Raw genomic sequence first — 23,102 nt, forward strand, 5'->3', positions numbered from 1 at the left:
TGGTCTATCATTGGCAGGTATCAGGCTCTCGTTTTTGGCCTCAGCTTGAATTGCTCCCGCGACATAAAACGGTATTTTTCGATTTACCAAGAGCCTAAGGCCATTTTTTAAGCCTTAGCGCTCTTCACGATTTAACAGAGATCAGGAGGCTCCGGAGTAGTAACCAGTTGTGTCGTAATACCGCTGGTTATAACCGTAAGGATCTTTGGCTTTCGGGTTAATCTTGTTCAGCACCGCTCCGGTAACCGGAGCCCCGGCCTGCAGCAGTCGGCCAACCGCCGCGTTGACGGCATTGGCCTGCATACGGCCGGCTTCCACTACATAGACCAGCCCGTCACAATGGCGGGAGACCATCAATACATCGCTGACGTTCTGCACCGGTGGGCAGTCCAGTACGATGTAGTCGTAATGCTCCCTCAGTTTGGTCAGCAGGCTTGCCAGTCGATCAGAAGCCAGCAGTTCTTGTGGGTTCGGAGGTACCATGCCGCAGGGAATCACATCAATCTCTTCCAGTTTATGCACCGCATCGGACACTTTGGCGGTACCGGCCATTAAGTTGGCCAGCCCGGCAGAACCCCCTTTGATATGGAAGTTTTTACCCACCACCGGGCGACGTAAGTCACAGTCAATCAGGAGGGTTTTGCCCAGCTGCCCAAGAGCCAGCGCCAGGTTGGAGGCCACCGATGATTTGCCCTCACCGGGCACCGTTGAGGTGACACCAAACAGTCGGTGTTTCTCGTCCATTGCTGTCAGGTTGACGCTTGTACGGATGGTGCGCACCGCCTCCCCGAATGAAGCCTGCTTCTTGTCGGTAAATAGGTTGAACACACGGTCCAGCAGGGCTTTATCGGTGAGTTTTGGCAATACCCCCATTACCGGCAGGTTTAGCTTCTCTTCAACGTCTTTCGTCGTACGAACAGTGTTGTTCAGCATTTCCAGCAGGAAGGCGATACCGCAGGAGATCAACAAACCCATCAATGCGGCCACGGCAATAATCAGCTTTTTCTTCGGTTTGATCGGCGAGTTCGGTACAAAGGCTTGATCCACTATTCGGGCATTGGCGGTTTGCAGGTCGCTGGTAGCGGAGGTTTCCTGAATCCGTGTGAAGAAGGCGTCGTACAGGTCTTTATTGGTCTGTACTTCACGCTCCAGAGCTCGCAGGCGGAATTCTTTGCGGTTGGTCGCCTGAATGCGTTTTTTCAGCGCTTCTACCGCCGCAGTCAGGCTGCGTTCATTGGCCTTGTCGATTTCGTATTCTCGCTCTACCCCTTCGACGATGGTGCGAATCTGGAGATTAAGGTTGTCCTGAATACTTTTCAGTTCAGACCTTGCCGAAATCATATCAGGATGTTTTGGGCCGTAACGGCGGGACAGATCCGTTACCTGTCGTTGAACTTTTGATTTCTCCTGCTTGAGATTTTGAATCAGCGGGTGTCTAAGCACCGCCTGCAGGGATGCATTGTCGCCTTTGCGCGTATCACCGGTAGAGATCTGTCTATAGATGTTCTCAGATACCGCCAGCTTGCGGCGCACTTCCACCAGGGCATTGGTTAGCGCCTTGAGTTCGTCGCTGGAAGCGTTCAGGACTCCTTCCAGCTCAATCAGGTTCTCCTGTTCACGGTAGTCCTGTAACTCCTGTTCTGCCACTCTTAGCTTTTCGGAAAGTTCACCCATTCTGCCCTGCATCCAGTCAGTGGCGTTCAGGGTCAGGGCCAACTTTGATTCCATGTAGGCTTCGATATAGGCGTTGGCAATGGCGTTGGCGATTTTTGCCGCCAGTTGCGGGGTTTCGGATTGGGCATGGATTTTTACAATCTGGGTTTTTCGCACGGGCTCAATGGAGACACTGGCTGACAGTGCATTGATGGTATCGCGCATGATCATGTCCGGATCTTCCGGTGCTTCCGGCTGTTTCAGGCCGAACCAGCTGCGCCAGTCCAGCATGCCTGCATACCAGGGGGCTTCTTTCAGTCGACCGTTAAACTCCGGGTTGTTCAGCAAATCAAGCTTGTTGACTACCTTTTCCAGTACGCCACGGGATTTCAGCACCTCAAACTGGGTGTTGAGGTAGCTGTCGGTTCCACCATCAATGCCGTAGACCTCTTCAATGGACAGGACTTTGGCCTGCTCCTGCTCGATTTGCAGGGTAGCGGTGGCCTGGTAGATGGGTGTCATGGAGAACACCGCAAATATCGCCACCAGGGTGACCGCAGCGGTAAAACCGACAATCGCCCAGCGGTGACTGTTGAGCACATGGAAAATCTGGCGAAGGTCGATAATCTCTTCGTCCCGGGGCAGTCTTGTTTTTGCAGGGGCTTCGGGTGGCGATGATGCCTTTCGGGTTTCTGTGTTCATATCGGGTACATATTTTTTGCCATGAAGTCACTGAGGAGATTTTTTTTAAAAGAAAAACCTCGTGCCTTCGTGGTTACTGAAAAAGAGTCTGGTTAACTGCCGGTTTTCTGAGATGTTGCACGAGAATAGTCTTCTATTTTTCGGACTCTATTCTCGTTCAAGCTCCTAGAAGAAGCTTTCGCTGACAACGATAATATCACCGGGCAGAACCGAACCATTAAGCGACAGTTCCTTTTCTTTCTCACTGCCATTTTCATCGCGTGTGACGATAATGCCTTTTTTGGAAGCCCGCTGAGTAAAACCACCCGCCAGAGCGATAGCTTTTTCCAGGGTCAGCCCCGGTTCAAAGGGAAACCCTCCCGGTTCCTTGACTTCACCGGTGACAAAAAACTTGCGGTATTTCACCATGGAGACGCTAACCCGAGGGTCAATGAAGTAGCCGTCTTTCAGTTTTTCCGTTATCAGCCTTTGTAGCTGACCCAGGGTGAGACCTTTGGCGCGAAACTCCCCAAGGAACGGATAGGAAATACTGCCCGCATCCGTCAGGATTATTTCTTTCTCCATCCCTTCTTCACCGTAAACGGAGATCATGATTTCATCCCCTGCACCCAGTTTGTAGCGAGAGAGGCTCATGGGGTTGGCAGCCAGCAGGCCACTACTGAAGACCATGATTGATAGTAAAACGACTAAAGTCGTCAGCTGCCGCAGTGGGTTGGTTAGGTATTGTCTGGAAATCATTGCTTGTACCCTATTGAAATCTCCTGAAAAGGCTGAGGTTTATTTGAGGCGATAGATTGAAAAAAGTCCTGAATAAAAAAGCAAACATAATAACATAACATGCTAAACGCTTCCCGCCTTCTGAAAATAGGGGCTTTCAGAGGTTGGCTGACCAAAACCCAGATAAAGCTGCAGAAATGTTCGGCAAATAACAAGACGTTCTTCCTGCTAGCAAAATATTGCACTTGCTCAACCTGTTTACTGGGGGTTACCCGAAAACAGGTTGAGCATCATTTTCTTATTTGCATGTGTTAATGAATCGGTTCTAAAAATAGATCAACCCTTGAAAGAACCGAAAAAAAGACAGATTGATGCTAACACGGGCAACTGAAAGTGAGCAGCGGTAGTGCTTTAAAGAGCTAAAGTACCTGTGAGCATATAGTAGCTCCGCTTGTAATCTTCAGCACCGGTAAAGCCGTTTTTGTCGGTTTCATCGCGGCTGACATGCTGCCAGGAGGCAGAGAGTAGAATGTTATGTTTGATGTTCCAGTCTACCGCCAGACCCAGCTGGTTTACCTTGCGCTCTTTCTCGGTGATGCCGGTGCCGTCTTGAATCGATTCGTCGGAATAACTGTAGCTGGCTCGGGTGTTGATTTTTCCGGTCCACTGGTGCTCCCAGGTGAGTCGGGTTGTGGTGCCTTTGGTAAAGTCCGCACTGGCCGGGTCATCCGATTCCAGACCGTAGTCCCGGGTGGTGCTCAGCTGAATCAGAGAGCGGTCTACCGGTAGATAGCTTACACCCAATTCCCAGCCAGTATAATCCTGGCGTTCTATGCCAGTGGCACTCCGGTAACGGCGACCCAGTTTGGCGTAACCACTGCTTTTGGCGGTGGCATCCCAGCTGAGACCTACGAGATAGCTGGTGATATCGTAAGCAGCATTCTGTTCCTCGGTGTAGTCCAGCTTGCGCTCCTTGATTTCTATCAGGGCACTGGTCTTGGGCATGAACTGGTAATAGCCGGTGGCACCATATTCAGTAGTCTTTTTGTCTTCGCCACCCGCTCTGTAATTCTGTTTGTTGTAGCTGCCAAACAGGTCGGCACGCATTATCGCCTCCTGGGCGCCAAAGCCGTATTTCAGGCTGCCCTGGGTGCGATTATATTCCGGTGCGGACTTATCGGTGACATCATTAACAGTAGAGCCAGCATCGTGATAGCGGCCAAGGTCAAATCCGGCATCCAGCCTGTGGCGGCTGGTAAATTCCTGGTGGATATCTCCCTTAACACCAACGTCGGTATAACTGGCGTCGGACTGACTGGAAAAATTGGTGTTACGGGCTGCCAGGGTTGCCGCGTAGGTGTTGAGACCGGTTTGGGCTCGGAACTGCGCTTCGGCGTTCAACTTGTAAACTGTAGAGCCTTTATCCGCCAGTTCGCCTTCACCTTTACGGTAAACATTGTCGTCGTAGCCGATACCGGCACTGACTACCGGTACCATTTCCACAGGACCCAGATTGATATGGCCTGCATCCTCAACGGCAGCCATCGCATTCGTGCCATACATAGCCAGCAGACTTGCTGTGCTGAGCTGCTTTATTCCCTTCATGCTAACTGTCTCTACCTTAAACTGGAACGGCTGGTGTAATATAAACGACGTACATCTGGATAAGCCCGTATATTAATGTCTATTACTGCTAATTAACAGGCACTGTTTAAGAGGCTCTGTTTAAAAGACACTTTAAGACTTTTGCCAGTTTGTATTGGTTGAGGTCTGCCAATATAATTTCTCGCAGTCCCTGCCTATACATGGATGCGACAGTTGCTGTATAAAAGGTGCATGTCCAGGGAACCGTAACCGGAACAACGATGAAACCAAAACTCATATTTGCATCCACTGCGCTGATGATGGCGGCCCTCTCGGGTAGTGTCCGGGCCGACCTCGCGCAAGATCTGACGACCATGCCCGTCGAGCAGGCACTGGCCAAGGCCATGGAAAATGATGACCAATCCATTGAAGCGCTAATTTCAGGGGCTACCGCAAAGTTGCAGGATCAGCCAGACTTGCTGGCTTCACTGGTGGTGGCTGCGGTTGCTGAATTTCCGGATCAGATGAAGCCGATTGTCTATATTCCAGCTTGTCAGGTTTCTGAACAGAACAAAGAATCGATGGTCGCTGCGTTGATGACCGCCTCAGCAGGCAATGCTGCTTTGCAGGGCGCGATTGGTCAGGCCGCCGCAAACTGTGAGCAGGCACTGGCGGAAACTGAGGGCACAACAGAAGAAGCGGAACAGACGGAAATTGAAGCGGAACAAACAGAAGTGGCTGTTGACACCACGGTGCCGCCACCACCTCCACCTAACACAGGTGCAGGTGACAGGCCGCCGGAGATCAGTCCGAACTGAAGCTTTCTGCTCCCGGGGCCTCCGGGAGCAACCTTTTCTTCTCTGCTTAGCTGAACCTGCTGTGTGATTCTGAAAAGTTTAACCTTTCACCCCCGATGCATAACCCGCTGCTTTTCAATATTCCACTCGCGCTCTTTGGTGGCGGCTCGCTTGTCGAACTCTTTCTTGCCTCGGGCAAGGGCTACCTGACATTTGACCAGATGGCCTTTCCAGTAGAGCTTGGTAGCGATACAGGTATGACCTTTCTGTTGAGTTTCCGAGAACATCTTGGCTAGCTCTCTTCTGTGCAACAACAGTTTGCGGTCGCGCAGAGGATCTGCCACCACATGGGTGGATGCCGTATCCAATGGAGTGATCTGGGCACCAATCAACCAGGCTTCGCCATCTTTGAGCAGAACGTAGCTGTCTACCAGCTGTACTTTGCCCATGCGAAGGCTTTTGACTTCCCAGCCTGCCAGTGACAGTCCCGCTTCAAATGACTCATCTATGTGGTAGTCATGACGGGCCTTTTTGTTGACGACAATGGAGGAGTCGCCTTTACCGCTTTTTTTCGATCTTTTAGCCATGCGCGGATTATAACGTGGATAGAGTATAAAACCAGTCGTTGCTTATGACTCTTACTTATTCAAGTTCCTGACGATTTTTCGTATTTGTCCGGAATTTACATTGTTTAGGTTAAATATTCTGGGCTGTAAATTATTTTGGAGGATATTTCTTTTTTTGTGGTGATTGTAGGAAAAAGTGGTTGAGGTGAGAAATTAAACCGATACAATGCTCAGCGTCGCCCTCATGCTCCAGTGAAAGCTTTATGGTAGCTGCTTTATCCGGTGTTGAGTGGGCTGTTATTTGTGCCCCTGGCTGTAAGTAATGACTCTACTCTCTTCTTCAAGCTGGTTGTCGTTTGAGCTCCTTTTCCTGACTGTCTGATTCCAGACTGAATAGCCCGGGCGGCTTGCAATTAAATGCAGTGTTGTTTGAATTATCCTTGCAGCACTCTGCATGAAGGTTTCACTCGATAAGAATTTTGCTGTATATCATTGAGGAGTCTCATGTCAGGACAAAACCCGACAACCTCGCGCAAAACCTGGAACAACCGTTGGACATTTATGCTGGCTGCGGCCGGCTCTGCCATTGGTCTGGGGAATATCTGGAAATTCCCATACATTGCCGGTCAGTACGGCGGTGGCGCCTTTGTTCTGGTTTATCTGCTGTGTATCGCTCTGGTAGGTATTCCTTTGCTGATGGCTGAAACGGCCATTGGTCGTTCAACCCGCCTGAGCCCCCTGAATGCCATGCGTAAACTGACCAGCGACGCAGGTGTCTTTCGTGGCTGGGAAGTGATTGGCTGGATGGGGATGGTCACCGGCTTCATCATTCTGACCTTCTACAGCGTAGTAGCCGGCTGGGCGCTGTCATACGCCTGGGATCTGTTGACAGGTGTCTTCAATGGTATGTCAGCTGATCAGATTGGCGGTGAGTTTGAAGCTCTGACGGCCTCGGCGCCAAGACAGATTCTGTGGCACACCCTGTTTATGGTTATCACTGTTCTGATAACCGCTCGTGGTGTTCATAAAGGTCTGGAAAAAGGTCTTCAGGTTATGATGCCAACGCTGTTCGTCCTGTTGTTTGCCATGTTGGGCTACAGTATTCTGGCCACCGGTGAATTTATGCGTGGTTTCCACTTCATGTTCGATGTGGATTTCAGCAAGATTACCGGCGAAGCGGTTGCGGCGGCAATGGGTCAGGCCTTCTTTACCCTGAGTCTGGGTATGTGTGCCCTGATGGCGTACGGTGCCTACATGCCTGCTAATAACTCTATTCCGCGTACAGCTCTGAATGTTGCATTCCTGGATACCCTCATGGCCATCATATCTGGTCTGATCGTATTCCCGATTGTTTACGCTCATGGTCTTGAGCCTTCTGCCGGCCCCGGCCTGCTGTTTGTTTCCCTGACCTCTGCCTTCGCTAATATCACTGGCGGATCGATTCTGGGCTTCATATTCTTCACGCTGGTAGGTATCGCTGCCCTGAGTTCAGCCATCTCCCTGATTGAGCCTTCTCTGTCCTGGGTGACTGAGCGCTTCGCTATCAATCGTGTACTGGCGACCTGGTTGATTGGCGGTGCTATCTGGCTGGTTGGTCTGGGCTCTGTGTTCTCCTTTAACATCTGGGCCGACGTCAAGTTCTTCGACAAGACTATCTTTGACCTGGCGGGTTACATGACCGACGTTTTCCTGTTGCCTCTCGGTGGTGCTTTGACAGCGATCTTTGCTGGCTGGATTATTAAGCGTTCTGTTATGTCTAACGAACTGGCTATGAGCGTTGGTCTGTTCAATGTATGGCGCGTTGCCGTTCGTATCATTGTGCCCGTAGCGGTAGCTCTGATTCTGTACACAGCGCTGAAATGATTTGAAGCCTTTTTAAATCATAATCGACGCAGAGCGTAGCTATGGGGCTACGCTCCTCCCACACCTTCCGATGCTCAGTTACACTGTCCTTCCTGCAGAGTCCTGAAAGCAAAAACTTTGACAATATGGTATGCTCGCGGGCCCTTGTTTTGTAAATTTGCAGTGTGTCATGCCAAGAGTTTCCCGTTCAGCCCTGATCATGCAGCCAGTAGAAAAAATGTATCCGCTGGTGGCTGATGTTGAAGGTTATCCTGAGTTTCTACCCTGGTGTTCAGGGGCCAGAATACTGAAGCAGGAAGGGGAAGTGCTGGAAGCCGCTCTTGAACTGTCAAAAGGGAGTCTGGGTTATGAGTTTTCCACAAGGAACCGAATGGTGGAAAATCGGTCTATTGAAATGTCATTGCTGAAGGGGCCTTTTTCAAAGCTGAATGGGCTCTGGACATTCAAACCGTTGGGCAATGAAGGCTGCAAGGTATCTCTGGAGCTGGATTTCGAAATATCCAACCCGGTGCTCAGAGCTACAGTCGGTGCAGTGTTCAATAAGGCAATGAATAAAATGGTTGACGCCTTCTGTCAAAGAGCGGAGCAGCTTTATGGCTGAAAACAATAACCGGTCGGAGCCGGGGGAAGATTCCAGAGTAAGCGTTGAAGTGGCTTACGCCAAGCCGGATGATTACCGAATCCTGACTGTAGATGTTAAAGAAGGTACTTCAGTACTTGATGCTGCCAGACAATCCGGGATGAAGTCGATTTTTTCTGAGATTGATTGGGACTCTGTTAAACTGGGTATCTTTGGCAAAGCGGTTATCAGACCTGCCGATCAGGCAGTGAAAGAAGGTGACCGGATAGAAATTTATCGACCATTGATAGCTGATCCGAAAGAAGTGCGCAAGAAGCGTGCGGAGACAGCGAAGCTCAAGAAAGAGGCAGCTGCATCCTGAGGGTGAGCTGCTCTTCCAGTCAACAAAGCTGTCTTAAGGTGTTTTACCAGCACCGGGACGAAAGTCTCCTTCAATAGAGGTAAGTTTGTCGTCCTTGAAGAAGATAGTCAGGGTTTGCTGGGTGCGCTGTTCGCCGCCAGGCTGAAGACTGGAAATATAATCCCAGCGGTCCCGGTTGAAGGCGTCTTCCATAAGAGGGGTGCCCATAACATACTGGACCTGGTTACGGGTCATTCCCGGACGAAGTTGATCGACCATTTCCTGGGTAATGACATTACCCTGCTGGATGTCGACCTTGTAAACACCGGGGAAGCTGATGAGTTTGGAGCCACTGTCTGTTGAACTGGCACACCCAGCCAGAAGAGCAGCGGCACTGAGAACAACGGTGGTCAGGGCTGGACGTTTTTGCATCGGTTTCAGACTTCCACTATCTTCTTCGAAAATGAATGTTCGGTTTAAAAGTGTGATAATAGCAGGGATTACCTGCTAAATGCTAAAGGTTAGGGAAACGTGTTGGAAAATCAAGAGTTGCGCAAAGCGGGTCTGAAGGTCACGCTGCCTCGTGTCAAAATCCTTCAGATTCTTGAAAGCTCTCAGGGCCTTCATATGAGTGCGGAGGATGTCTACAAGGCACTCCTCGGAGCAGAAGAAGATGTCGGTCTGGCTACCGTCTACCGGGTGCTGACCCAGTTTGAAGGGGCCGGTCTGGTGATCAGGCACAACTTTGACAGCGGGCACTCGGTGTTCGAGCTGGCCAGAGGTGAGCATCACGATCATATGGTCTGTATGGAAAGCGGTGAGATCATCGAGTTTATCGATGAAGATATTGAGCGTCGTCAAAAAGAGATTGCTGATAAGCACGGCTACGAGATTGTTGACCACAACCTGGTGCTGTACGTAAAGCCAAAACAAAAGTCCTGATTTATTCTGGAACACGTTTTCTTGGAAAGCCGGTCACAGTGGATCGGCTTTTTTTGTGAGTTGCGTTTCTTTCATTCAGCTGAATACCCTACAAGATTGATGTGTCAGCCGTCATGGCAGCAGTATCTTTTGAACAAAGGATTGCTAATGGCGAAATACTTCATTGACCACAATCTTCCCCCGCGTTTAGCCCATGCTATTCGGGAACTTTGTTCCTATGACAAGTCTTCAGAGATATATGCCTTGACGGATAAGTTTTCTGCTAAAGCTAAAGATGTCGACTGGATTACCTCATTGGGAGGGTGTCGCAAAACTCTGGTTCCCGCCTTCACCCCCGTCATTCCCAACTTCATTCTCGTCATTCCCGATTTCATTCTCGTCATTCCCGATTTCATTCTCGTCATTCCCGATTTCATTCTCGTCATTCCCGCGAAGGCGGGAATCCACACTGACTCACCAACAGAACCATACTGCCCGGTGCTCCCCTGGCCTTGTCATCCCCGAGAAGGCAGAGATCCACCGTTGGCGCTGGATTCCCGCCTTCGCGGGAATGACGACTTCAGAGCGTGAGAACGAGCTGTTGAAATTTTGCGACACCCTCAGAGCGAGGGAACGAGTTGAAAAAGACCAGAGTCGAATGGGCGGAAAAATGAATGACACCAATTTCCTTATGACCCCGGCTGTTTCCATCGATTGTCAGTGTTGCTAACTGAGTTGTCATTATAGTCAGGGTGAATTTTCTATATCTTTTAAAAAATATTAACTGCCACGGAGGTAATTCGTATGAATATACAGGGATGTCCACTAGCAAATACCTTTCACATCAAGTCATGGAAAAATAGCATGGCTGATGAAACACTAATTAACGAAGCTGGTGAGTTTAGAGGTGAAAAAGTAACCTTTTACTCTGAGGAAGCAGAAAGAGCTTACACTGTTTATGTCCACGAAAGTAACGTTAAAGGCAGATTTGTTAATGTCAATGTCACAGCCGAAACAGGTAGGAAAAATATTTTTAGCCGTATGGTTGGTGCAGTTGCTGACGCATTTAAACGGTTGGTTACACCGGGTATGAGATTTAATGAAACTCGTGCGCACCAAATTAAGAGTAAACTTGAAAATGGTATTCTGAAACAGGCTATAGATGCTGCTACTAAACCTTACGGCAATGTAAAGACTATCAAAGATGGATTCAGAGCCGCAACTCAGCTTAATAATAAATTGGGTGTTGATGATCTTGAAGATAGAACTCGTCTCAATCTGGCGAAAACCCTTTATAAAAATCACTACGACGCCTCTATGCTTCTTCAACTTCAAGATGAACTTGTTAGCAGAATGAATAAGTTAGAACGAGAAGCTGCGAGCTTCTCAGCATCGGCCAGTTTTTGTCAGGGTCAAATGGTACTTAATAGTGTTGATGGTGCTTTAAATATGACTCATTTAGCTTTGACTGGAGACAATAGTGCAAGACAGCGCGTAGATGATGCCAGAGGCAGGATCCATTCTAACTTGTGGATGCAAAATCACTACAACCGTAAGCTCGTTAAAACGAACGACACTATCAGGTCAGTTGGTGTACTGTTATCAGAAGTTAACAATGCTATTTCTCATAGAATATTTTAAATTATCGAATGAGCGTAAAACCCCGTACTTTGAGAGGGTGTCGCAAAACTTCAACAGCTCGTTCCTTTGCTTTGAGTTCGTCATTCCCGCGAAGGCGGGAATCCAGCGCCAACGGTGGATCTCTGCCTTCCCGGGGATGACAAGGCCAGGGGGGCACCGGGCAGTATGGTTCTGGTGGAGAGTCAGTGGGATTCCCGCCTTCGCGGGAATGACGAGAATGAAGCCGGGAATGAGGGGAGTCAACTCGTTCCCACGCTGGAGAGAGTTTTGCGACACCCTCTTCACGGCGGGGAGGATGTCAAAAATGGGACTGAAGCATTGGGCAGACAGTGTCTGCACAATTGTCTCCGCAGTGCGGAGACAATTCATTCGATCAGGAGCGAAAGTGGTTAGTCGGAAAAACATGCAAGGCCTTCATCGCCTGATAATGACCGGGTAAACGACGATATATTTCTAGTGCCAGGTCTTCTTTGTAGGTGTGGGAAGTCAGGTTGCGGTCCTTCAACATACTCAGCCACGCTTTTTCGTCATCGAACCAGTGGGCGGCGTACGCCAGCTGCATACATTCTCTGGGGGTATTGGCAGTGATGCCTTCTTGTGCAAGGCATGCTTTCAGAGTTTTCCAACTCAGTTCAATGGAAAAGTCGAATCGCTGAATTGAGGCATTAATCACCAGGGGTTGCGACTCTTCATACTGCAATTTATTGTTGGCTGGCTTTCAGGGGCTGTGTTTAGAAACCGGCCAAGATTTATCCATCACCTGCTCAAAACTCCAAGGGCAGACTTCAGGAAAACTGCTTTGATTGAGCCTTTGGTGATAATGGCGAGCGTATTCATTCATTTCATCAATGGCATCTTGCTTACCGATGGAATAAGCCTTAGCCAAAACACGATCTATCTGGGGTTTTAGATTAGAATGCTTTTCAATCAATTGTCGAATTTTCGCCCTTGGGTTTCTAATGCTGGGCATCCAGGTATGTTTCACGCATTCGTCCACCCATGGATCTTGTAATACTTTTTCCTGATAATCCCATTTTAATAAGTGAGTAATCAGGATCATCAGGTGTGACTCTAATGTATCCAGGTTTTGATTAATACCCAACTCTAACTCCTCAATCAGGTTTTCAATATCCAATTGATCCAATTGACCTTGAATGAGGAGTTCCCGCTGTTGTCTTAACCACTGGTGATAGTCAGTGTTGTATAAACTTTCCATCGTTCTGCCTCGATTTGGGGACACCGTACTGTTTGAGGTTTGAGGATAGCAATTGGTGAGGGGAGGGCAAGTTGTCAAACACAACATGATAGTAAGTCTCCCCAAGCTGCCGCTGTCACACAAGCCCGTCGCCGTTAAAGCAACGGTGGGGATTGCTGTGATGAATCGGGCTTTCCACTGCAAGGTGGACCTGCGCTCCAGCATCATCGAGGAATCCCCGTTATGGTATTATCAGCCCGGGTCTTTAATGACTGGCAAACAGGCCAGGGAGACTTGACCGGAATTATATCGGTTATGCCGTGTAAGTCTGTAGGTTTTTTTTGCTATTGATCTTTTGACTGATAGCTCAATTGGTTTTTTGCCAACATTGAACCATCAGGCCAGAGCGGTCAGGGGTTTTAGCTTTCGATCAACATGAGCGCCTGATCCAGCTTACCAAGCATCTGTTTGATCTGTTCCTGAGCATCGGAATTGTCGGTCAGGCTTTGCTGCCTGCTCTGTAGCAGTTCGTAACTGATGTTAAGTGCCGCCATGACTGCAATACGCTCTGCACCTATCACGCCACCCGCACGGATCTGCTTCATTTGTTCATTTAAGTGTCGGGCTGCCTGATGAAGATTGGTTTCTTCCTGTTTGGGACAACTGACCAGGTATTCTTTGTCCAGGATATTGACGGTGGTAGTGGATGAACTGTCCATCAGGATTCATGCTCCAGAGTGCGCAAGCGGTTGATCATGGCCTCGACCTTGCTGCGTGCGACATCATTCTTCTCCATCAGCTGCGCGCGTTCTGCCTGCCAGGTTTGTTCCTTGGCGCGCAGTAGCCGGTTCTCTTTTTTCAGTTTCAGGCTGATGGCTACCAGGTCATCGATTTTCTGGTTCAGAGTTGTGAGTTCGTGGTCGTTCATAGGTTCCGGGACCGAGCTATTGGATCTACTATAGCGGCTGTCAGTAGACAGAACAATGCCTTTGCGATTTGCCCAACCGATAAATCTGGTACACTCACAGACCATCGGGTTTTTCATAAAGCCACTGGGATCCGGTTTCCTGCCGGTTTTTCAATCCACGCGGTTATTGATCGGTTGTTATGTGATCAACGGGCTCATTCCAGTAAGGCTTTCAGGGTAATTGTAATGACAAATAATGATGCGGCTCGTGACCTTGTCGCCTTTGATGAGCTGGCTGATCGTCTGGTTGAGTTGGGCGGTGAAAGTCATCCTTCTGAACTGCATGGCATTCTCTGTGGTACCTTTGCTGCAGGCAGTCAGCCCGGCGTGGAAGCCTGGTTCCGCCAGGTGTCCGGTTTACTGGATGATCAGGAGCTGGACAGCCGCTTTCAGGAACTCCTGATGCGCATGTATCAGGGAACCTTGCAAAAGCTTGATCAATCAGACTTTTCCATTGCTCTGCTTCTGCCAGATGACGATGAAGCCCTGGAGCAAAGAACCGAAGCACTGGGCTTTTGGTGTCAGGGGTTTCTGTTCGGTTTCGGCGAAGTGATTGGCGGTCAGTCTCTGAGTCAGGAAGTGGAAGGGGTTCTGGGAGATTTCTCGGAAATTGCCCAGATCCGGCCTGAAGCGGATGGCAGTGATGAGTCTGAACGTTTGTTCATAGACGTCAGTGAGTATGTTCGGATGAGTCTTTTAACCATTTTTTCTGAGGTGGCGTCTCAGGAAAAATCGGCAAAGCGTAATACAAAAACCATTCACTGATAACCAAAAAGGCTACCGTTGTCCTCTTAAGTGATGAGTGTTTTCATGGTTGAAAGGAGAGAGAGATGACCGGGAAGTACGATGTCCTGATCATTGGTGGTGGGCTGGTGGGTGCCAGTCTGCTGTGTGCTCTGGCGTCTGCGATCGATGAACATGGGCTGAAGGTAGCGCTGGTTGAAACGCATTCTATTGACGAAGCGCGGGATACTTCCCCTGACGCTCTGCCCAAGTCTCCACCGGGCTATGATGCCAGGGCCTCGGCACTCTCTTATGGCACTCGGCTGATCTATGGTGAACTTGGCATCTGGCCCGATCTTGATCCGTTTGCCATGCCTATTCTGGATATTCAGGTCTCTGACAGAGGGCATTTTGGTGCCACCCACCTTAATCATCAGAAAGAAAATGTACCTGCACTGGGGTATGTGGTTGAAAACCATCGGCTGGGTGAAGTGCTGCTCAAAAAGCTGAAAGCTTATCGCGATCAGGGGCAGGTAGACGTCCTGAGTCCGGCACAGGTTCAATCTTTACAGCCACTGCCTGACTCAGAAACGAAAGTGGTTATCAATCAAGGGGGTGAATCTTTTGAGAAAATGGCGTCGCTTGTGGTCCTTGCCGATGGTGGTCGTTCCCGTTTGATGGCAAAACTGGGTATTTCACGCAAGCAGTATGACTACCAGCAGCATGCACTGATTGCTAACGTTTCCCTGAATAAGCCTCACAATGGCATAGCCTATGAACGCTTTGCCGGAAGGGGACCCATGGCTCTGCTTCCTCTCTCTGGAGATCGTTCAGCACTGGTCTGGACAGTGCCGTCTGACGAAATTGACGACAAAATGTCTATGGATGACGAGACTTTCCTGATCACTTTACAAGAAAAGTTTGGTTATCGTGCTGGTGAGTTTATCAAAGTTGGTGTGCGTGAAAGCTATCCTCTGGCTCTCAGTGTTGCCCGTGAGCAAGTCAGACCTGGTCTGGTTGTTCTGGGCAATGCGGCTCACGCTATGCATCCTGTCGCAGGCCAGGGTTATAACCTGGCCATCAGGGATACAATGGCTCTGGCCGGGAATATCGCTGAATCACTCAGACAGGGTATGGCCCCGGGCAATCTGTCCCGCTTGCTTCAGTACGTCGATGAGCAGAGAATCGATCAGAGGATGACTCTGGACTTCTGTGACGGTCTGGTGAAATTGTTTTCCCGACAGGAGCTGCCGGTGATTCTGGCCAGGAACCTGGGGTTAAGCTGTCTGGATATGAGCCGGGGATTAAAAGGTCGGTTTGCCAGAAAGGCCATGGGCTTTTAATTGCCAGAGCCTTTAGCAGAAATACAGCCTTTAGCGGAAATACAGCCTTGAGCTGAAAAAACAGTATCAGCAGGAGATCTCGGTTGAAATCATTTGATCTGGTGATTGCCGGTGGTGGCATGGTTGGGGTATCTCTGGCCCTGTCGCTGTCAAAAACAGACCTGAAAATAGCCCTGGTCGATCAACAGTCGCTTTCGGCTCAGGTATTCTCTCCTGACAGTCCCTATGCACCGAGAGTCAGTGCCCTGACCGAAGCTTCTTCCCGGTTATTCCAGCGACTGGGAGCCTGGGAAGCTATGACCTCACAGCGTGCAATGCCCTATCAGCATATGTATGTCTGGGACAGTGAAGGAACGGGTGAGATTGCCTTTGATGCCAGGTCAGCAGGTTTTAAGACGCTTGGAAATATTGTTGAAAACGATGTGGTTCGCAATGCGCTGCTGGAGCAGTTGGCTAAGACGGGGGTTGAATGCTTCCCCAACCAGTCAACCATTGCCTATCAGCTGGGAGAGCCCCATCAGGTTCAACTGGACAATGAAAAGATAGAAGCTCGTCTGCTGGTGGCTACCGATGGGGCCGAGTCGCGCCTGAGGAAACTTTCGGGCATTCCTTCCAGTCAGAAAGACTGTCTCCATCATGCGGTGGTCACCACCGTAGAAACAGAGAAATATCATCAGGACACCGCCTGGCAGGTCTTTCTGGCCTCCGGGCCTCTGGCGTTTCTGCCCATGCCCAGCCGGGGAGAAAAACACTTCTGCTCCATCGTTTGGTCGCTGGTTCCCGATGGCGCCGACGAAGTCCTGTCCCTGGATGATGAGGCTTTTTGTCAGGCTGTAGAATGCGCTTTTGAATCCAGGCTCGGGAAGGTGCTTTCAGTCGATCCCCGTTTTCGCTTTCCTCTCAGGCAGCGACACGCCCGCCAATATCACCGGAATAGAATTGTGCTGGCAGGTGACGCAGCCCATACCATTCATCCTTTGGCGGGTCAGGGTGTGAACCTTGGGCTGCAGGATGTGGAGGTTCTCTCTGAAGAAATTATTCGTGCTATTGAGCGTGGCGATGACTTTTCTGGCAGTCATATCCTGAATCGGTATGAGCGCAGAAGAATGGGCAGTAATTTGTTGATGATGAAGTCCATGGAGGGTTTACAGAACCTCTTTGCCGCTGACGATATCGGTCTTCGCTGGCTGAGGAATACCGGACTGAAGTGGACGAATAGTCTGCCTTTTGCCAAAGATATGTTGATCAAACATGCACTGGGAGTCTGAAAGCTCGAAATTGTTTGTCTATCCAGACGCATTTTCTGAACAATTGTTACTTTTCTTTCTATGCTCTGTTGTCTGATTCTTTAATTAATCAGGAATAAAAGAATGAAAGAGTGTCTTCTGGTCTGGGGTATATTGTGTTTTTTAATGACGGCTCATGCTCAGTCAGAGCCTGACGACAATGACAATCACCGCGACTCTCATGACTTCATTGTCACACTGGTGCGACATGGAGATCGAAGTCCAAGGTACCCTTTAAATCCCGAACTCTGGCCCATGGGACCCGGTGAGATGACAGACATTGGCTTCAAGCAGTGTTATGAAGCGGGTAAGCATTTCAGGCAGACACAACTTCCGACTGATTTTCCTTCCCGCTGGAATCCGGATCTCAGTTATCATCAGGCCCGTGGCCTGGACAGAACCATCCAGTGCGCCACCACCATGCTTCAGGCTATTTACCCCGACAGTCTCAAAACAGGCTCAGGCAATGAGTTTGCGGCTGTTCCACCGGTTTATGCTTACCCTCTGCGAGACGATTATTTTCTCGGATTTACTCAAGCCTGCACTGGCTACAAAGCCCTGATTGGCGGTCTGCAAAAGAGTCCTCTGTGGCAAAAGAAGGCAGAAGAAATGGGGCTCGACAGGATCAGGCTCTGGGCCAAAGAGTCAGGGCACAGGCCAACACTCCATGCCATGATGAGCCTTGCCGACGCATTGCATATCAGAAAACTGCATAATCTTCCTCTGCCAGAGTTTCTGACCCCCCGGGATGAGCAGCAGCTGGAGGGTCTGATTGACTGGTTTATGCCTCAAATGGGCAAAGACAGCCGTATAGTCCAGCTGGCCAGCCAGTATCTTGTGAAGGCGATTGACCAGCGTTATCAGCATTATCAGAGCTGTCTTGAAAGTGGCAAAACCACCTGTGAATACTTCTATCTGTTGTCTGTCAGTGACAGCAACATACTGACCCTGATGACGGCTCTGGGGAGCCCCGCAGAGTCTAATGTTCCCTATACCAGTATGTTAACCCTGCGCTTCTCGGCCTCAAACAGAACTGTTCAGGTTTCACTAAATGACGAGCCTCTGGCTCTGTCCTGTGGGAAAACCTGTTCTCTTGAGCAATGGGGTCAGTTGGTAGCTTCTGTGCAAAGCTCTGACTGGCCGGCATTGTGCCAGCTAAAAGAGCCTGAGGCTCATTCAACACCGGATATATCCACAGGGACTAAAAAAGAAAAATAACAATTTTTCTGAACTATATTTAACCAGCTCCGTCTAATGATATTAATAAGGCAGAATTTTGCCAGGTCCCTGTCGGATTCAAATCATGGCAATCTTGATGGTCAATGGTTTTTATGTTGGAAATTACAATTACCCCTCGGGAAGGAGAGTCGAATGCGTAGGTTAATGTTTGCAGGTATCGTACCTGTTGTTTTATTACTGTCACTGCTTCAGGGCTGTTCGGAGAAGCGGGATTGTCCGAAGGTGGCTCCTTCAACCGGTGAGCCTGCCCGTCCGGTTGCCGAAGAAGAAGCCTATGATTGCACCACTGTTGATACCACTGATGCGCTCAAGCAGACATGGTGTGAGGCACGTGGAGCTTTTGATCAGAGCCCAATGGCTGGTAATGTTGCCAACTTTGGCAATTATCTGAAAGGTTACCGTCAGGGTATCAACGATGCCCGTCGAGCGGAAACCAGTCAGGTCTCTCGAGAGGCTCTGGAAGGAAAGACTGAAAAGCCTGATGAAGCGGGTTACCGCGAAGGCTATCAGCGAGTGGTTGCAGAGCTGGGTGTTCTGGAATACAACTGCCGTGATGAAGATAAAGCCAGTGAATACAAAGATCGCTGGTGTGAGGCCGACGATGCCTATCGTTCTGCCAGTATCGGCAGCAGTGAAAACCCGTTTCTGAGAGAGCGCTTCATTGACGGTTATATGGCTGGTGGTCGTGTCGCTCTGACCGTTCCCACTTCCATGGAAGCCTTCTTCAGTGGCGAAAACCCTGAAGGCAAACAGTCTGCTATCTACAAGCAGGAAGGTGATGATGTTAAGCCTACCGAGCAGGCTTTTTATCGTGGCTTTGATGAAGGCTACAAAGCGATGATTGCCAGCATCAGGGATTCTATCAACCAAGTCATGCAGCAGATGCAGGTGCCCAACAACATGGAAATGCCTGAAGGTTTGATGGCGCCTCCGCCCAATCAGTAAACTCTGACTGTTAGAGTTGAGGTAATAAGCCTGGTTATTTTTAATGACCGGGCTTGTTCGTGTGTGTGCTGATTTTGCTAAAATGATACAAATCTCGTTACTGGCCACAGGCCCCCTGCGGCCGATATCATAATTTGCTTGAACACGCGGAATGGAGTCCAGAATGAATAAGGCTACCTTCTCTGTCAGTTTGAATTCAGAACAGGTCCTGCAGTATTACCAAGGCAAGAAAAACCGTGTCCAGGTCAGTACCCGGGAGGGCTTTAGCATGAGCATTCCCTACGATGTCCTTCTCAAGTTTGTCACTCGTGAAGGGGTTCATGGTACTTTCGAAATCTCCTATGGGTCCGATGGCAAACTGGGAGAGCTTCGAAAGATTAGCTGAACCTCCTTTCTGGTTTTGTTTTGATCGGTCCCATCAATGTGCTGACTTTTCTGTGTCAGCACAGACTTCCTTCAAAATATTGGCCAAAGACTTTACGGCAGGGCCAGCATAATCCTGATCGGTATAAATCAGGTATATCTGGTGACGCCGAGAGCCGTGAGGCTGAAGATTTAATGGTTTCAGCATCCCAGAGGCCAGTTCCTGTTCTATGTGAGCGATTGGTAGCCAGGCAAACCCAAGCCCTTCGGAAATCATTCTTACTGATGTGCTGATATGGCTGACGGTCCAGCGTTCTGTCGCTTCCAGCCATCCGGCATCCACTTTCTTGACGCCAGAGTCTCTGATGACAATCTGGCGGTGTTGCTTGAGATCATTGAGGCTCAGGGGTCTGTCTAACTGGTGCAACGGGTGGTCCTTGTGAGCGACAGCCTTGAAAGTCACTTTCATCAAAGGTTCTCCCATAAACCCCTGTGGTACCAGGCCACTGATCACCAGGTCTCCCTGACCAGTAGCCATCATGTCTGTAGTCCCTGAAAGTACCGTTTCCACGAGCTCAATATGGGTCTGCTGGCACTGCGAGGACAGTCTTTTCAGACAGGTTGAGAGCAGCTGGGGCGGAAAGATGACATCAACACCCAGAATGATGCGACCTTCCCAACCCTGTGACAGGCTGTCAGCAACCTTCTCTATTGCATCAGACTCTTTCAGCAGGGATTGGGAGCGCCTGATCAGCACTTTTCCGGCTTCCGTTAATTCTGCTTTCCTGCCTTTGATGACCAGAACTTCAACATCCAGCTGCTGTTGCAATTTATTTACGGCATAGCTGACGGTGGACTGGCTTTTATGGAGGGCTTCTGCGGCTTGTGCAAAACCGCCATGTTCAACGACCGCATGGAGCATTCGCCATTGTTCAAGGGTGACTTTAGCCATGGTTTACGAACTTATAATCTAATAATTCGATATTTATAAGGGATATTTTGCGCTTTTTATTCGTAAAAATCGATATTAAATTAAGCTTAACCAAGGCAATTTAATGAACCGGAGATTAATATGAGTACTATCCTGCAAATCGATTCCAGTCTGTTTGGCTCAGAAGGACAGTCAGGGCAGTTGGCCAGACAGTTTGTGGAAAAATACACCCAGACCCGGACTGTGGATAAAGTGATCTATCGCGATCTGGGTTCAGAACCAATTCCTCACCTGACAGCAGAAAGCTTTCAGGGTTTCAGCCTGCCAGAAGCAGAGCGTAATGAACATCAGAAGAGCATAGCCAGCCTGTCAGATCGTTTGATCAATGAGTTGAATGAAGCCGATGTGCTGGTAATGGGGCTGCCTCTCTACAACTTCACAATGCCATCAACCCTGAAGACATACTTTGACCATATTGCCCGTGCAGGCATCACTTTCCGCTACACCGAGCAGGGACCACAGGGGCTTTTGAAAGGTAAAAAAGCCTATATCCTGGCGGCCAGAGGGGGTGAGTATCAGGGAACACCCATGGATACACAAACGGCACTGATTAAGCACTTCCTTGGCTTTATCGGGATTACTGATGTTGAGTTCATCTATGCAGAAGGACTTGCCAAAGGTGGTGACGCAAGAGAAGTAGCGCTGGGTAAAGCTGCAGAAAGAATTGATCAACTGGTGGCATAAAGTGACGCAAGCAAGAAGTCTGCTGGAACTAGTGTCGGCCCGTCCGGCTTCAGACGGAGCCGGGGTGAAACTCAAGCGAGTGATGGGCTCTGGACAGCATAAGCTTATGGATCCTTTTTTGATGCTGGACGAAATCAGAACTGACGGTTCTGGCGATCTGGGTGCCGGATTTCCGGCTCATCCTCATCGAGGCATCGAGACGGTGTCGTATATGAAATTGGGGGGCTTCAGACATGAAGATCATCTGGGTAATCAGAGGTCTATTGAGTCAGGCGGTGTGCAGTGGATGAAGTCTGGCAAGGGGATTGTTCATTCAGAGATGCCCATTCTTGAAAATAATGAGCTGCATGGTTTCCAGATCTGGCTGAATATGCCCGCTGCCCGGAAAATGAGTGATCCGGAGTATCTTGATATCAGTGAGAATAATTTCCCTGTTCTGTCCTGTGAAGGCTGGTCAGCAAGGTTGCTGGTGGGTGAAGTAGAGCTGGATGGTCGGCAATTATCAGCTCCACTGAAGAGAGAGGTGACCGATGCGCTGTTGTTGGACGTATCGCTGAAACAAGACAGTACTATCAAGCTACCTCTAAGTCACAAAAAACTGATGGTCTATGTCTATGAAGGCGAGGTAAAACTGCAGACGGACACCGATCAACTCATCAGCCAATCAGAATTGGCGGTTTTCGCAGAAGGTGACGAGCTGGTAGTGAGTGCAGAACGTCAGGCTGACTTTCTGATACTGGCCGGTAAACCCTTGAATGAGCCTGTTGTGCAATATGGACCTTTTGTCATGAACAGCCGTGAAGAGGTGATGCAGGCTGTTCGGGAGTATCAGAGTGGGGAGTTTTTGAGTTAGGAGTCTGTTTGCAGGCAGACTCCAGTGGAACATGAGCAATGAAAAAGACCGCGATCAGGCGGCCGCCGTAATAATCAAATACTTTTCCATAAGCTCATCCTGTGACTCGACATTATTCGGGTCTTTGGGGATGCAGTCGACCGGGCAAACCTGCTGGCATTGCGGCTCATCGTAGTGACCAACACATTCGGTGCAGAGGTCAGGGTCTATCTCGTAAATCTCTTCCCCGGGAGAGATCGCACTGTTCGGGCACTCAGGCTCGCAGACATCGCAGTTAATGCAGTCATCAGTAATGATCAGGGACATGATGTAATCTCCAGTTCCGCACGAGTGTTTCAGCTCAAGCCGCCAGGTTCGTGGCGCTCTATCAGCTTTTGACGTGTGGACCAAATTTGTCTTTCAGGGCTTCCTGAACGCAGGGGGAGACAAACTTGTCGATATCTCCACCCAGTGAGGCTATCTCCCGTACCAGCGTAGAAGAAATATAAGAATACTGCTCAGCAGGTGTCAGAAACAGGCTTTCAACACTGGGTGCCAGAATCCGGTTCATGTTGGCCATCTGAAATTCATATTCGAAGTCGGATACGGCTCTCAGACCACGCAGAATCACAGTGGCCTTCTGTTCTTCCAGAAAGTGAGCCAGCAGAGAGCTGAAACCTGTTACCGAAACATTATTAAGGTGAGCTGTCACTTCTTCTGCCAGCTCAACACGTTTGGCCAGATCAAACAGAGGCTTCTTTTTAGGGCTTTCTGCTACCGCTATGACCACGTTATCAAAAATTCTTGCCGCCCGTTCTACCAGGTCCAGATGGCCTTTGGTGATAGGGTCAAAAGTGCCAGGGTAGATTACTTTGCTCATTGAAAATGCATTTCCTGCTGATGTCCCGGGAAGCCTTTGAGTCAGGTTGACCCCGACCTGCCAGGATCAATATTCCGAAAACTCCATGACTTCACAGATGCCTGTAGTGAAAGACTGTGCGTCCTGATCTGCCCGTTTCTACTGAAAATGGTTAAAGCAGAGTTCTTCAATCTAAAGATAACGAAGGCCGAATGGTATCGAAATCAATCGAAGGTGACAAACAACCTGACTAAAAACAGGGTAACTGGATGATAGATAGTTGCTTTCAGAACTTCTTTGAATAAAGATTC

28 protein-coding genes and 1 other RNA gene are annotated in these 23,102 nt (G+C 49.4%); 16 read left to right on the top strand and 13 right to left on the bottom strand.

The annotated features are described in order from the left end of the window. Positions 1–141: 141 nt before the first annotated feature. The 3 genes from ACO6VG_RS10890 to ACO6VG_RS10900 all read right to left on the bottom strand — a co-directional run bounded on the left by ACO6VG_RS10890 (position 142) and on the right by ACO6VG_RS10900 (position 4,677). Complete coding sequence (locus tag ACO6VG_RS10890) at positions 142–2,355, bottom strand: GumC family protein (RefSeq protein ID WP_422473830.1); 2,214 nt, start codon at positions 2,353–2,355, stop codon at positions 142–144. A 165-nt stretch (positions 2,356–2,520) separates the two neighbouring features. After that, positions 2,521–3,093: a polysaccharide biosynthesis/export family protein gene (locus ACO6VG_RS10895; RefSeq protein WP_422136939.1), complete on the bottom strand. Its 573-nt coding sequence runs from the start codon at positions 3,091–3,093 to the stop codon at positions 2,521–2,523. A gap of 390 nt (positions 3,094–3,483) precedes the next feature. Beyond that, the gene (locus tag ACO6VG_RS10900; protein ID WP_422136941.1) at positions 3,484–4,677 is read right to left on the bottom strand and encodes a hypothetical protein; all 1,194 of its coding nucleotides are present in this window, start codon (positions 4,675–4,677) and stop codon (positions 3,484–3,486) included. 260 nt (positions 4,678–4,937) lie between these two features. Here ACO6VG_RS10900 and ACO6VG_RS10905 point away from each other — a divergent pair, with 260 nt between their 5' ends. Next, the gene (locus ACO6VG_RS10905) at positions 4,938–5,474 is read left to right on the top strand and encodes a hypothetical protein (RefSeq protein ID WP_422136942.1); all 537 of its coding nucleotides are present in this window, start codon (positions 4,938–4,940) and stop codon (positions 5,472–5,474) included. A gap of 86 nt (positions 5,475–5,560) precedes the next feature. Here the strand turns inward: ACO6VG_RS10905 and smpB are convergent, their stop codons facing one another. Next, positions 5,561–6,040 (bottom strand): SsrA-binding protein SmpB, encoded by a 480-nt coding sequence (gene smpB / locus ACO6VG_RS10910; protein WP_422136943.1) that lies wholly within the window; start codon positions 6,038–6,040, stop codon positions 5,561–5,563. Between the two features lie 483 nt (positions 6,041–6,523). Between smpB and ACO6VG_RS10915 the strand changes: the two genes are divergently transcribed. From ACO6VG_RS10915 to ACO6VG_RS10925, 3 genes are all read left to right on the top strand, one after another. Further along, complete coding sequence (locus ACO6VG_RS10915; protein ID WP_422139910.1) at positions 6,524–7,882, top strand: sodium-dependent transporter; 1,359 nt, start codon at positions 6,524–6,526, stop codon at positions 7,880–7,882. A gap of 169 nt (positions 7,883–8,051) precedes the next feature. Beyond that, entirely contained in the window at positions 8,052–8,483 is a 432-nt protein-coding gene (locus ACO6VG_RS10920; RefSeq protein WP_422136945.1) for a type II toxin-antitoxin system RatA family toxin, read from the top strand. After that, entirely contained in the window at positions 8,476–8,823 is a 348-nt protein-coding gene (locus ACO6VG_RS10925) for an RnfH family protein (protein WP_422136946.1), read from the top strand. Before ACO6VG_RS10920 ends, ACO6VG_RS10925 begins: the two co-directional genes overlap by 8 nt. A 33-nt stretch (positions 8,824–8,856) precedes the next feature. On the opposite strand, the gene ACO6VG_RS10930 is transcribed toward ACO6VG_RS10925, so the two are convergent. Beyond that, on the bottom strand, positions 8,857–9,234 hold the full coding sequence (locus ACO6VG_RS10930) for an outer membrane protein assembly factor BamE (protein ID WP_317143396.1): 378 nt from the start codon (positions 9,232–9,234) through the stop codon (positions 8,857–8,859). Between the two features lie 102 nt (positions 9,235–9,336). Between ACO6VG_RS10930 and fur the strand changes: the two genes are divergently transcribed. From fur to ACO6VG_RS10950, 4 genes are all read left to right on the top strand, one after another. After that, on the top strand, positions 9,337–9,744 hold the full coding sequence (gene fur, locus ACO6VG_RS10935) for a ferric iron uptake transcriptional regulator (protein ID WP_422137071.1): 408 nt from the start codon (positions 9,337–9,339) through the stop codon (positions 9,742–9,744). Positions 9,745–9,891: 147 nt separating this feature from the next. After that, complete coding sequence (locus ACO6VG_RS10940; RefSeq protein WP_422473833.1) at positions 9,892–10,314, top strand: hypothetical protein; 423 nt, start codon at positions 9,892–9,894, stop codon at positions 10,312–10,314. A 273-nt stretch (positions 10,315–10,587) separates the two neighbouring features. After that, positions 10,588–11,364 carry a hypothetical protein gene (locus ACO6VG_RS10945; RefSeq protein WP_422473835.1) on the top strand — a complete coding sequence of 259 codons (777 nt, stop codon included), beginning with the start codon at positions 10,588–10,590 and terminating at the stop codon, positions 11,362–11,364. 114 nt (positions 11,365–11,478) lie between these two features. Next, a complete protein-coding gene (locus ACO6VG_RS10950) occupies positions 11,479–11,757 on the top strand; it encodes a hypothetical protein (protein ID WP_422473837.1) in 279 nt (92 codons plus the stop codon). Here the strand turns inward: ACO6VG_RS10950 and ACO6VG_RS10955 are convergent. From ACO6VG_RS10955 to ACO6VG_RS10975, 5 genes are all read right to left on the bottom strand, one after another. Continuing rightward, positions 11,738–12,064 (bottom strand): HI0074 family nucleotidyltransferase substrate-binding subunit, encoded by a 327-nt coding sequence (locus ACO6VG_RS10955; RefSeq protein ID WP_422136949.1) that lies wholly within the window; start codon positions 12,062–12,064, stop codon positions 11,738–11,740. The two genes, ACO6VG_RS10950 and ACO6VG_RS10955, sit on opposite strands and share 20 nt — an antisense overlap. Positions 12,065–12,082: 18 nt before the next feature. Beyond that, the gene (locus ACO6VG_RS10960) at positions 12,083–12,580 is read right to left on the bottom strand and encodes a DUF29 domain-containing protein (protein ID WP_422473839.1); all 498 of its coding nucleotides are present in this window, start codon (positions 12,578–12,580) and stop codon (positions 12,083–12,085) included. A gap of 94 nt (positions 12,581–12,674) precedes the next feature. Beyond that, positions 12,675–12,853: non-coding RNA, 6S RNA (gene ssrS / locus ACO6VG_RS10965), on the bottom strand. Positions 12,854–12,978: 125 nt separating this feature from the next. Then, positions 12,979–13,278: a cell division protein ZapA gene (locus ACO6VG_RS10970; protein ID WP_422136950.1), complete on the bottom strand. Its 300-nt coding sequence runs from the start codon at positions 13,276–13,278 to the stop codon at positions 12,979–12,981. After that, complete coding sequence (locus ACO6VG_RS10975) at positions 13,278–13,604, bottom strand: TIGR02449 family protein (protein WP_422136951.1); 327 nt, start codon at positions 13,602–13,604, stop codon at positions 13,278–13,280. Before ACO6VG_RS10975 ends, ACO6VG_RS10970 begins: the two co-directional genes overlap by 1 nt. Before the next feature lie 108 nt (positions 13,605–13,712). Between ACO6VG_RS10975 and ACO6VG_RS10980 the strand changes: the two genes are divergently transcribed. From ACO6VG_RS10980 to ACO6VG_RS11005, 6 genes are all read left to right on the top strand, one after another. After that, the gene (locus tag ACO6VG_RS10980; protein ID WP_422136952.1) at positions 13,713–14,291 is read left to right on the top strand and encodes a UPF0149 family protein; all 579 of its coding nucleotides are present in this window, start codon (positions 13,713–13,715) and stop codon (positions 14,289–14,291) included. A 65-nt stretch (positions 14,292–14,356) separates the two neighbouring features. Continuing rightward, the gene (ubiH, locus tag ACO6VG_RS10985) at positions 14,357–15,592 is read left to right on the top strand and encodes a 2-octaprenyl-6-methoxyphenyl hydroxylase (protein ID WP_422136953.1); all 1,236 of its coding nucleotides are present in this window, start codon (positions 14,357–14,359) and stop codon (positions 15,590–15,592) included. Between the two features lie 83 nt (positions 15,593–15,675). After that, complete coding sequence (locus ACO6VG_RS10990; RefSeq protein ID WP_422136954.1) at positions 15,676–16,860, top strand: FAD-dependent monooxygenase; 1,185 nt, start codon at positions 15,676–15,678, stop codon at positions 16,858–16,860. A 102-nt stretch (positions 16,861–16,962) separates the two neighbouring features. Continuing rightward, a complete protein-coding gene (locus ACO6VG_RS10995) occupies positions 16,963–18,096 on the top strand; it encodes a hypothetical protein (RefSeq protein WP_422473841.1) in 1,134 nt (377 codons plus the stop codon). Between the two features lie 153 nt (positions 18,097–18,249). After that, positions 18,250–19,062 carry a hypothetical protein gene (locus tag ACO6VG_RS11000; protein WP_422136956.1) on the top strand — a complete coding sequence of 271 codons (813 nt, stop codon included), beginning with the start codon at positions 18,250–18,252 and terminating at the stop codon, positions 19,060–19,062. Positions 19,063–19,225: 163 nt separating this feature from the next. Beyond that, positions 19,226–19,447: a DUF2835 family protein gene (locus ACO6VG_RS11005; protein ID WP_317143377.1), complete on the top strand. Its 222-nt coding sequence runs from the start codon at positions 19,226–19,228 to the stop codon at positions 19,445–19,447. 33 nt (positions 19,448–19,480) lie between these two features. On the opposite strand, the gene ACO6VG_RS11010 is transcribed toward ACO6VG_RS11005, so the two are convergent. Next, the gene (locus tag ACO6VG_RS11010) at positions 19,481–20,377 is read right to left on the bottom strand and encodes a LysR family transcriptional regulator (RefSeq protein WP_422473843.1); all 897 of its coding nucleotides are present in this window, start codon (positions 20,375–20,377) and stop codon (positions 19,481–19,483) included. A 120-nt stretch (positions 20,378–20,497) separates the two neighbouring features. Here ACO6VG_RS11010 and ACO6VG_RS11015 point away from each other — a divergent pair, with 120 nt between their 5' ends. Both ACO6VG_RS11015 and ACO6VG_RS11020 read left to right on the top strand, forming a co-directional pair. Continuing rightward, positions 20,498–21,100, top strand: a complete 603-nt coding sequence (locus ACO6VG_RS11015; protein ID WP_422136958.1) for an FMN-dependent NADH-azoreductase — start codon at positions 20,498–20,500, stop codon at positions 21,098–21,100. A gap of 1 nt (position 21,101) precedes the next feature. Next, positions 21,102–21,953 carry a pirin family protein gene (locus ACO6VG_RS11020; RefSeq protein ID WP_422136959.1) on the top strand — a complete coding sequence of 284 codons (852 nt, stop codon included), beginning with the start codon at positions 21,102–21,104 and terminating at the stop codon, positions 21,951–21,953. A 54-nt stretch (positions 21,954–22,007) separates the two neighbouring features. Here ACO6VG_RS11020 and ACO6VG_RS11025 read toward each other — a convergent pair whose 3' ends face one another. Together ACO6VG_RS11025 and coaD are read right to left on the bottom strand one after the other, a co-directional pair. Continuing rightward, positions 22,008–22,259 (bottom strand): YfhL family 4Fe-4S dicluster ferredoxin, encoded by a 252-nt coding sequence (locus tag ACO6VG_RS11025; protein ID WP_317143373.1) that lies wholly within the window; start codon positions 22,257–22,259, stop codon positions 22,008–22,010. 61 nt (positions 22,260–22,320) lie between these two features. Next, positions 22,321–22,812 carry a pantetheine-phosphate adenylyltransferase gene (gene coaD / locus ACO6VG_RS11030; protein ID WP_422136960.1) on the bottom strand — a complete coding sequence of 164 codons (492 nt, stop codon included), beginning with the start codon at positions 22,810–22,812 and terminating at the stop codon, positions 22,321–22,323. Positions 22,813–23,102 lie beyond the last annotated feature (290 nt).

It is taken from the genome of Endozoicomonas sp. ALB032 (assembly GCF_049310125.1).
Lineage (GTDB): Bacteria > Pseudomonadota > Gammaproteobacteria > Pseudomonadales > Endozoicomonadaceae > Endozoicomonas_A.

Coding starts and splice junctions, on each gene's coding strand:
- ACO6VG_RS10970 (WP_422136950.1), bottom strand. CDS start 13,278: ATGGACAGTTCATCCACTACCACCGTCAATATCCTGGACAAAGAATAC.
- coaD (WP_422136960.1), bottom strand. CDS start 22,812: ATGAGCAAAGTAATCTACCCTGGCACTTTTGACCCTATCACCAAAGGC.
- ACO6VG_RS10995 (WP_422473841.1), top strand. CDS start 16,963: ATGAAAGAGTGTCTTCTGGTCTGGGGTATATTGTGTTTTTTAATGACG.
- ACO6VG_RS10915 (WP_422139910.1), top strand. CDS start 6,524: ATGTCAGGACAAAACCCGACAACCTCGCGCAAAACCTGGAACAACCGT.
- ACO6VG_RS11000 (WP_422136956.1), top strand. CDS start 18,250: ATGCGTAGGTTAATGTTTGCAGGTATCGTACCTGTTGTTTTATTACTG.
- ACO6VG_RS10980 (WP_422136952.1), top strand. CDS start 13,713: ATGACAAATAATGATGCGGCTCGTGACCTTGTCGCCTTTGATGAGCTG.
- ACO6VG_RS10900 (WP_422136941.1), bottom strand. CDS start 4,677: ATGAAGGGAATAAAGCAGCTCAGCACAGCAAGTCTGCTGGCTATGTAT.
- ACO6VG_RS10940 (WP_422473833.1), top strand. CDS start 9,892: ATGGCGAAATACTTCATTGACCACAATCTTCCCCCGCGTTTAGCCCAT.
- ACO6VG_RS11025 (WP_317143373.1), bottom strand. CDS start 22,259: ATGTCCCTGATCATTACTGATGACTGCATTAACTGCGATGTCTGCGAG.
- ACO6VG_RS10960 (WP_422473839.1), bottom strand. CDS start 12,580: ATGGAAAGTTTATACAACACTGACTATCACCAGTGGTTAAGACAACAG.
- ACO6VG_RS10925 (WP_422136946.1), top strand. CDS start 8,476: ATGGCTGAAAACAATAACCGGTCGGAGCCGGGGGAAGATTCCAGAGTA.
- ACO6VG_RS10930 (WP_317143396.1), bottom strand. CDS start 9,234: ATGCAAAAACGTCCAGCCCTGACCACCGTTGTTCTCAGTGCCGCTGCT.
- ACO6VG_RS10920 (WP_422136945.1), top strand. CDS start 8,052: ATGCCAAGAGTTTCCCGTTCAGCCCTGATCATGCAGCCAGTAGAAAAA.
- smpB (WP_422136943.1), bottom strand. CDS start 6,040: ATGGCTAAAAGATCGAAAAAAAGCGGTAAAGGCGACTCCTCCATTGTC.
- ACO6VG_RS11005 (WP_317143377.1), top strand. CDS start 19,226: ATGAATAAGGCTACCTTCTCTGTCAGTTTGAATTCAGAACAGGTCCTG.
- ACO6VG_RS10975 (WP_422136951.1), bottom strand. CDS start 13,604: ATGAAAAACCCGATGGTCTGTGAGTGTACCAGATTTATCGGTTGGGCA.
- ACO6VG_RS10895 (WP_422136939.1), bottom strand. CDS start 3,093: ATGATTTCCAGACAATACCTAACCAACCCACTGCGGCAGCTGACGACT.
- ACO6VG_RS10945 (WP_422473835.1), top strand. CDS start 10,588: ATGGCTGATGAAACACTAATTAACGAAGCTGGTGAGTTTAGAGGTGAA.
- ACO6VG_RS10890 (WP_422473830.1), bottom strand. CDS start 2,355: ATGAACACAGAAACCCGAAAGGCATCATCGCCACCCGAAGCCCCTGCA.
- ubiH (WP_422136953.1), top strand. CDS start 14,357: ATGACCGGGAAGTACGATGTCCTGATCATTGGTGGTGGGCTGGTGGGT.
- ACO6VG_RS11015 (WP_422136958.1), top strand. CDS start 20,498: ATGAGTACTATCCTGCAAATCGATTCCAGTCTGTTTGGCTCAGAAGGA.
- ACO6VG_RS11010 (WP_422473843.1), bottom strand. CDS start 20,377: ATGGCTAAAGTCACCCTTGAACAATGGCGAATGCTCCATGCGGTCGTT.
- ACO6VG_RS10905 (WP_422136942.1), top strand. CDS start 4,938: ATGAAACCAAAACTCATATTTGCATCCACTGCGCTGATGATGGCGGCC.